The 7,479-nt window shown below is 41.4% G+C and carries 6 protein-coding genes; all 6 read right to left on the minus strand.

Going from position 1 to position 7,479, the window contains the following annotated elements:
- Positions 1 to 152 precede the first annotated feature (152 nt).
- The gene (gene disA, locus ACRRMM_RS18270; protein WP_007496267.1) at positions 153 to 1,232 is read right to left on the minus strand and encodes a DNA integrity scanning diadenylate cyclase DisA; all 1,080 of its coding nucleotides are present in this window, start codon (positions 1,230 to 1,232) and stop codon (positions 153 to 155) included.
- 2 nt (positions 1,233 to 1,234) lie between these two features.
- The gene (radA, locus tag ACRRMM_RS18275) at positions 1,235 to 2,614 is read right to left on the minus strand and encodes a DNA repair protein RadA (RefSeq protein WP_017359160.1); all 1,380 of its coding nucleotides are present in this window, start codon (positions 2,612 to 2,614) and stop codon (positions 1,235 to 1,237) included.
- A gap of 93 nt (positions 2,615 to 2,707) precedes the next feature.
- The gene (gene clpC / locus ACRRMM_RS18280; RefSeq protein ID WP_007496263.1) at positions 2,708 to 5,143 is read right to left on the minus strand and encodes an ATP-dependent protease ATP-binding subunit ClpC; all 2,436 of its coding nucleotides are present in this window, start codon (positions 5,141 to 5,143) and stop codon (positions 2,708 to 2,710) included.
- Positions 5,140 to 6,231 carry a protein arginine kinase gene (locus tag ACRRMM_RS18285; protein ID WP_017366451.1) on the minus strand — a complete coding sequence of 364 codons (1,092 nt, stop codon included), beginning with the start codon at positions 6,229 to 6,231 and terminating at the stop codon, positions 5,140 to 5,142. The genes clpC and ACRRMM_RS18285 overlap by 4 nt, the downstream gene beginning before the upstream one ends.
- A gap of 4 nt (positions 6,232 to 6,235) precedes the next feature.
- Positions 6,236 to 6,793: a UvrB/UvrC motif-containing protein gene (locus ACRRMM_RS18290; RefSeq protein WP_007496258.1), complete on the minus strand. Its 558-nt coding sequence runs from the start codon at positions 6,791 to 6,793 to the stop codon at positions 6,236 to 6,238.
- Between the two features lie 14 nt (positions 6,794 to 6,807).
- Positions 6,808 to 7,272, minus strand: a complete 465-nt coding sequence (locus ACRRMM_RS18295) for a CtsR family transcriptional regulator (protein ID WP_003217184.1) — start codon at positions 7,270 to 7,272, stop codon at positions 6,808 to 6,810.
- Positions 7,273 to 7,479: the final 207 nt, after the last annotated feature.

Consider the following 7,479-nt stretch of genomic DNA (forward strand, 5'->3'; position numbering starts at 1 on the left):
CCTTCACCTCCTTTATTTTTCATCTGTCAATCCACCTTCATCTGACATTTATATATGCTTAAGTTTCCTATCATCATGAACAGAAAACAAAACCATCATTAATATACCCATATTCATCCATTTTTAACCGTATTTAAGAAAAATTTCTCTTTTTATAGCTGACGGTCGATATAATGTTTTTCTTGCAGTCTTTTTAATCCTTTTTTTATCTTTTTCGCTCTTACTTCTCCAATTCCTTCTACTTCATCCAAATCTTGTACATCCGCTTCCATAATTCGATCTAGCACACCAAATGCTTCGACCACGTTTTCAACGATTGGCATAGGTAGTCTAGGGATTTTATGAAGTAATCTGTAACCTCTAGTGTACACATATTCGTCAATATTTGTAGATGCTGGATAGCCGAGTAACTTGTACAAAATAGAGTCATCTAAAAGTTCAAAGCTCGACATATCTTGGAGCTGTTTCAGCAGCACATATGGATCTTTGATCTTTTCTTTCACGTAATCTTTAATAAATAAAGCCGCTTCCTGCTCCATATCTGTAATCAGCTCATTGACTTGCAGACGGATCAAGTGTCCTTCTGTCCCAAGCTCTTTGATATACATATTGATTTCATTTTTGATTCTAAGTACCATTTCATAACGATGCAGCACGGATAATACATCACCAAAGGTCACAAGCTCTTCAAATTCTAAGGCGCTTAACGCAGAAATGGCATGATCTAAAATGGTTTTATATTTCTCCAGTGTTTGTATCGCTTGGTTGGCCTTCGTCAAAATAAAACCAATATCTTTCAACGTATATCGTCGATTCCCTTGGTATAAGGTAATCACGTTCCGACGTTCAGAAATGGCAATGATTAAGCAGCCTGTCTGCTTTGCTACACGTTCAGCCGTTCGGTGTCTCATGCCTGTTTCTGATGAATGAATGGTTGCATCCGGCATGAGCTGTGTATTCGCATACAAGATTTTTTGACCAGAGTCACTTAAAATAATCGCCCCATCCATCTTCGCCAATTCATATAAATGTGCTGGGGAGAATGCAGAATTAATATGAAATCCTCCATCTACCACACTTTTCACTTTATCGTTATAACCAACAACAATGAGCCCTCCAGTATTGGCTCTTAGGACGTTTTCAATCCCTGCCCGCAGGGGTGTCCCCGGTGCCACAAACTGGACAATATCTAAGAGATCGACTTCTCTCGCTCCTTTTTTCTCTTTTTCCATTTCTATGATCCCCCTAGTGAAATACGAAGTGCCTCTGCTACATTTTCTACACCGACTAACTCAATCCCTCTCGGTTTTTTCCATCCATCTATATTCGCCTGAGGAATAAACATTCGCTTAAATCCTAGTTTAGCAGCTTCCTGCACACGCTGTTCAATTCTTGATACTCTTCTGACTTCTCCCGTCAGACCCACTTCTCCTATAAAGCAATCTGCTTGATGCGGCGCTGCATCTTTAAAGCTTGATGCAATACTAACGGCAATAGCCAAGTCAATCGCTGGTTCATCAAGTTTCACACCACCCGCGACCTTTAAATAGGCATCTTGGTTTTGCAGTAGCAGCCCTACCCGTTTTTCTAAAACGGCCATAAGCAATGACACTCGGTTATGATCAAGGCCAGTAGCCATTCTTCGTGGATTCCCAAAACTCGTCGGTGAAATAAGTGCTTGTATCTCCACTAGAACAGGTCTTGTTCCTTCCATTGAGGCAACAACACACGATCCAGATACACCTGCTGACCGCTCTTCTAAGAAGATTTCTGATGGGTTTAATACCTCTGTGAGCCCTTCCTCTCTCATTTCAAAAATTCCTAATTCATTCGTTGAACCAAAACGGTTTTTCACTGCCCGTAAAATACGAAACGTATGATGGCGCTCCCCTTCAAAATAAAGAACTGTATCCACCATATGCTCTAAAAGGCGCGGCCCAGCAATCGAGCCTTCCTTCGTCACGTGACCAACGATAAAAATAGGAATACCATTCGTCTTGGCAATTTTCATCAGCTGGGCAGTGCATTCCCTCACCTGAGAAACAGATCCAGGAGCTGACGTGATATCGCTTTGATAAACGGTTTGAATTGAATCGACCACAACAAAAGCGGGTTTCATCTCTTGTATAGCAGACGTTATATACTCCATATCGGTTTCAGCCAAAACATGTAAAGAGGCACTTTCAATACCGAGACGGTCCGCCCTAAGCTTCGTTTGTTTGATTGATTCCTCACCAGATATGTATAACACATTCTGATTTTGATCTGATAGCTGTGCTGAAACTTGTAATAATAGTGTGGACTTCCCAATCCCAGGATCACCGCCAATAAGAACGAGTGAACCTTTGACAATTCCACTTCCTAATACTCGGTTAAATTCTTCTAAATTCGTTTTAATTCGGGGTTCTTCGGATGTTTCAATTGCAGATATAGGTGAAGGTTTTTGAATGGTTTGAACAGAATGATTAAACGCACTTCGACGATTTGCCGGCTCTTTACGAACGACCTCTTCTGTCATACTGTTCCAAGTGCCGCAGCCGGGACATTTCCCCATCCATTTGGCTGACTCATAACCGCACGATTGGCATATAAATTTTGATTTTGACTTAGCCATAGATTGAAGAATACAACTCCTTATACTGGTCAGAAAATAAGTAAAGGGAGGCATCCAACTTACTGGTATGCCTCACACTTTTTTCTTACTATATTAGTTCGTAGCAGCCGTTGCTTTTACGACAATTTCTCCATCTTCTACATCTAATACGATATGTTGGCCCTTTTCAATATTGCCTTTCAGCAATTCCTCAGAAAGTCGATCCTCGACGTGCTTTTGAATCGCTCTTCTTAACGGACGAGCACCATACTCAAGATCTACGCCTTCGTCGGCAATCTTGGCTTTTGCTGCTTCCGTCAATTCAATTGAAAGGTCCTGCTCTTTTAGTCGTTTTGTCAATTGATCAGACATGAGAGACACAATCTCTTTTAGATGTTTCTTTTCGAGTGAGTGGAAGACAATGATTTCATCAATACGGTTGATGAACTCCGGTCTAAACGCACGTTTCAGCTCACCCATTACTTTACCTTTCATATCTTTGTAATTTTGACTTTCATCCTGCACGTTAAAGCCAACATATTTATTGCGCTTCAGCTCACTAGCTCCAACGTTTGAAGTCATAATCAAAATCGTATTTCTAAAGTCAACAGTACGACCTTTAGAATCAGTGAGACGACCATCTTCTAACACCTGAAGTAAGATGTTAAACACATCAGGGTGCGCCTTTTCAATCTCATCTAGAAGCACGACAGAATACGGCTTTCTTCTCACTTTTTCAGTCAGCTGGCCGCCCTCATCATAGCCCACATAGCCTGGAGGTGATCCAACAAGCCTTGAAGTCGAGTGTTTTTCCATGTACTCAGACATATCAATACGAATCATCGCTTCTTCATCACCGAAGATAGACTCAGCGAGTGCTCTTGCAAGCTCAGTCTTACCAACACCTGTTGGCCCTAAGAAAATAAAGGAGCCTATCGGACGTTTCGGATCTTTTAATCCTGCACGGGCACGTCTTACAGCTTTTGCAACAGCAACAACTGCTTCATCCTGTCCAATGACGCGAGAGTGGAGCAATTGTTCCATGTTTAGAAGCTTATCTGTTTCTGTTTGAGCAATTTTTGAAACAGGTACTCCCGTCCAGCTAGAAACAACCATTGCGATATCATCAACAGAAACCTCTGAATTCTCTTGCCCCTGCTTTTCTTTCCAAGATTTCTTCGTCACTTCTACCTTTTCACGCAAACGTTGCTCCGTATCACGAAGAGAAGCGGCTTTTTCAAATTCCTGACTTTGAACAGCTGCATCCTTTTCCTTGCGTACTTCATCCAGCTTTTGCTCAAGTTCCTTTAGATTAGGCGGTGTTGTGAAAGAACGTAAACGAACTTTTGAACCCGCCTCATCAATTAAGTCAATCGCCTTATCTGGAAGGAAACGATCAGAGATATAACGATCAGAAAGCTTTACCGCCGCCTCAATGGCTTCATCTGTAATAGACACACGGTGATGTGCTTCATAACGGTCTCTAAGCCCTCTTAAGATTTGAATACTTTCATCAACAGATGGCTGGTCCACTTGAATTGGCTGGAATCGACGTTCAAGTGCAGCATCTTTTTCAATATATTTACGGTACTCATCTAACGTTGTTGCCCCGATACATTGAAGCTCACCACGTGCTAAAGATGGTTTTAGAATATTAGAGGCATCAATCGCACCCTCTGCTCCTCCTGCACCAATCAGTGTATGAAGCTCATCAATGAAGAGAATGATATTTCCAGCCTGACGGATTTCGTCCATGACTTTTTTCAAACGATCCTCGAATTCACCACGATATTTCGTTCCCGCTACAACGGTTCCCATATCAAGTGTCATGACTCGTTTATCACGCAGAATTTCAGGCACTTCGTTGTGAATAATTTGCTGTGCGAGGCCTTCTGCGATCGCTGTTTTACCAACACCAGGCTCCCCAATCAAGACAGGGTTATTCTTTGTTCTTCTACTTAGGACCTCAATGACACGCTGAATTTCTTTGCTGCGGCCAATCACAGGGTCCAAGCTGTCCTCTTTCGCAATAGCCGTTAAGTCTCTTGCCAAGCTATCTAAAGTTGGTGTATTGGCATTGCTATTAGATCCTGCCGCAGATGCACCCGTTTCATTGCTGCCTAGAAGCTGCAATACTTGCTGGCGTGCTTTATTTAAGCTCACTCCGAGGTTATTTAAGACACGGGCAGCTACACCCTCTCCCTCACGAATAAGACCTAAAAGAATATGTTCTGTCCCTACATAGGAATGACCAAGCTTTCTCGCTTCATCCATAGAAAGCTCCGTAACCTTCTTCGCTCTAGGTGTGTAATGAGGAATAGCTTGAGACACCTCTTGCCCTCTTCCAATCAAGCTCTCGACTTCTTTTTGGATTTTATCTGAAACAAGGCCCAGTGCTTCTAATGCTTTTGCGGCGATACCCTCACCTTCACGTACAAGACCAAGTAAAATATGCTCTGTTCCGATGTTCTTATGGCCTAGGCGAATGGCTTCTTCTTGTGCAAGTGCTAATACCTTTTGAGCTCTTTCAGTGAATCTTCCAAACATCATATCGTTTCATCCTCCTGTCCATTCCTATGCATTTCTAAGCGCAGCCTTTCTCTGATAATTGCTGCTCGTTTTATATCTCTTTCATTTGGTTCCAAGGCTCCTCCTGAATATTGCTGAAGGAAGCCAGGCTGTGTCAAAATCATGAGTTCATTCAGTATATTACTTGAAAGCCCCTTAATGATACCTAAATCAATTCCAAGTCGCACATCTGACAAACACTTAGCCGTTTCCTTAGATTCAATCATGCGGCAATTAGCCAAAATCCCCAAGGAACGGTACACTCTGTCTTCAAGTTCAATTTTAGACGTCTGATATAATGCCTTACGTGCAGATCGCTCTTGTTCAATGAGCTGCGCCGTCACACTATTCAAGTCATCTACAATATCTTCTTCTGATTGACCCAGTGTCATTTGATTTGAAATTTGAAAGATGTTTCCTATTGCTTCGCTACCCTCACCATAAATTCCTCTGACCACAAGACCTAATTGATTAATTGCAGGAATAATGCGATTCATTTGTCTTGTCAGGGCTAATGCTGGTAAGTGCATCATGACTGAAGCCCTAATACCTGTACCTACATTGGTTGGACAGCTCGTTAAGTATCCTCGCTTTTCAGAAAACGCATAATCCACTTGCTCTTCAATCCAGTCATCTATTTGGTTAGCTGCTTTTAGTGCATTGGCCAGCTGAAATCCTGGGAACAAGCATTGAATACGAATATGGTCTTCCTCATTCAGCATGACACTGATTTCTTCATTTTCTGAAAGCAAACAGCCGCCAAATCTTGATTCTGCTAAATTGGGGCTAATCAAATGCTTTTCAACAAGTACCCTTTTAGCCAAAGGCTGCGTTTCATTCATTCGAATCAGAACAAAGTTTCCAATGTCCTTCACTTCCTGGCTCACAAACTTTTGCTCGAATTGCTGAAGAACAGCTTCAGCCTCCTCTTGAGAAAACTGAGTTGGGAAACGAACATGCTCTAGGTTGCGTGCCAACCGAATACGACTGCTTAGAACAATGTCACTTTCTGGTCCTTTCTGTTTCATCCATTGACTTAATGCGTCTTGAATAAAATGCTGGAGCGACATGTCGTTAATCTCCCTCCCTCTGCTGAGATTGCTCATGCTCTAATGCACGAATTTGATCTCGAACTTCCGCTGCTTTTTCAAACTCTTCCTGTTCAATTAGCTGCTTTAGTTCTTGCTGCATTAACTCAAGTTTCCGGCGAACATGCAGACTGCCGGCAATCCGTTTAGGGACTTTTCCATTATGGACTGTATTTCCACTATGGACTTTCCTTAAAACAGGATTTAAATACTGATCAAAGGTTCGATAACATTCTGCACAGCCAAAACGGCCTGTTTTCCTGAATTGCTGAAAAGTTAAGCCACACTTAGGACATTGATCCACTTCTCTTGCCTCTTGAAAAATAGATGATCCTTTATTCGCACTTGTGGTAAAGCTAGGATCAATATTCAATAAGCCTGATAATAAGTTGTGAATCGAGAAACCTTGGTTTCCACTCATAGCATATGAATCACTGTTTTCTTTTGCACATTGTTCACATATGTGCATTTCTTGTTTTTCTCCATTTATTACTTTCGTAAAGTGAAAAGTGGCTGGTCTCTCATTGCATTCTTGACAAATCAATCTTTTCACCCGCTTTACTTTAATTTCAAAGCATTTAACATCGCTTTCATCATCCGAGCCCGCAGTTCATCTCGTTCAGGTAAATCAATGTGTAAAACAGAACGGTCCATGACACTAATCATCATCTTTGCTTCTCTTTCAGATAAAATGTTGTTCTCAACAAGACGCATGATGATATGATCAGATGCAGCCTGTGATAAACGATGATATATTTGGGAAATAATGTTGTTCAATAAATCGACTTCATCATTCATTTTGACTTTAATGATACGGATATAGCCACCGCCGCCACGCTTACTTTCGACGATATAACCTCTTTCGCTCGTAAAGCGTGTATTGATAACATAGTTAATTTGTGAAGGTACGCATTGAAACTTATCTGCAATTTCATTGCGTTTAATTTCTAATATTTCTCGACCATTCTGATCCAAGACTTCCTTCAAATACTGCTCGATGATATCAGAAATATTTTGTGCCACTCCGCCTCCTCCTCCATTGACTTTGACTATATTTGACTTTAATCTTACTATAAATTTTTTCGATCGATTTTTCAAGATAATCGCTCAACTAACAATATTATTTCCACATTTATCTGGTGCCAAACGTCCCAAAAACACAAAAAAGACCAGTTCCGACTGGAACTGATCCTTTGAAAAGCTTGGCGGCGTCCTACTCTCACAGGGGGA

It is taken from the genome of Bacillus sp. XT-4 (genome assembly GCF_050864245.1).
GTDB lineage: Bacteria > Bacillota > Bacilli > Bacillales > Bacillaceae > Bacillus > Bacillus altitudinis.

Coding starts and splice junctions, on each gene's coding strand:
- disA (WP_007496267.1), bottom strand. CDS start 1,232: ATGGAAAAAGAGAAAAAAGGAGCGAGAGAAGTCGATCTCTTAGATATT.
- radA (WP_017359160.1), bottom strand. CDS start 2,614: ATGGCTAAGTCAAAATCAAAATTTATATGCCAATCGTGCGGTTATGAG.
- clpC (WP_007496263.1), bottom strand. CDS start 5,143: ATGATGTTTGGAAGATTCACTGAAAGAGCTCAAAAGGTATTAGCACTT.
- ACRRMM_RS18285 (WP_017366451.1), bottom strand. CDS start 6,231: ATGTCGCTCCAGCATTTTATTCAAGACGCATTAAGTCAATGGATGAAA.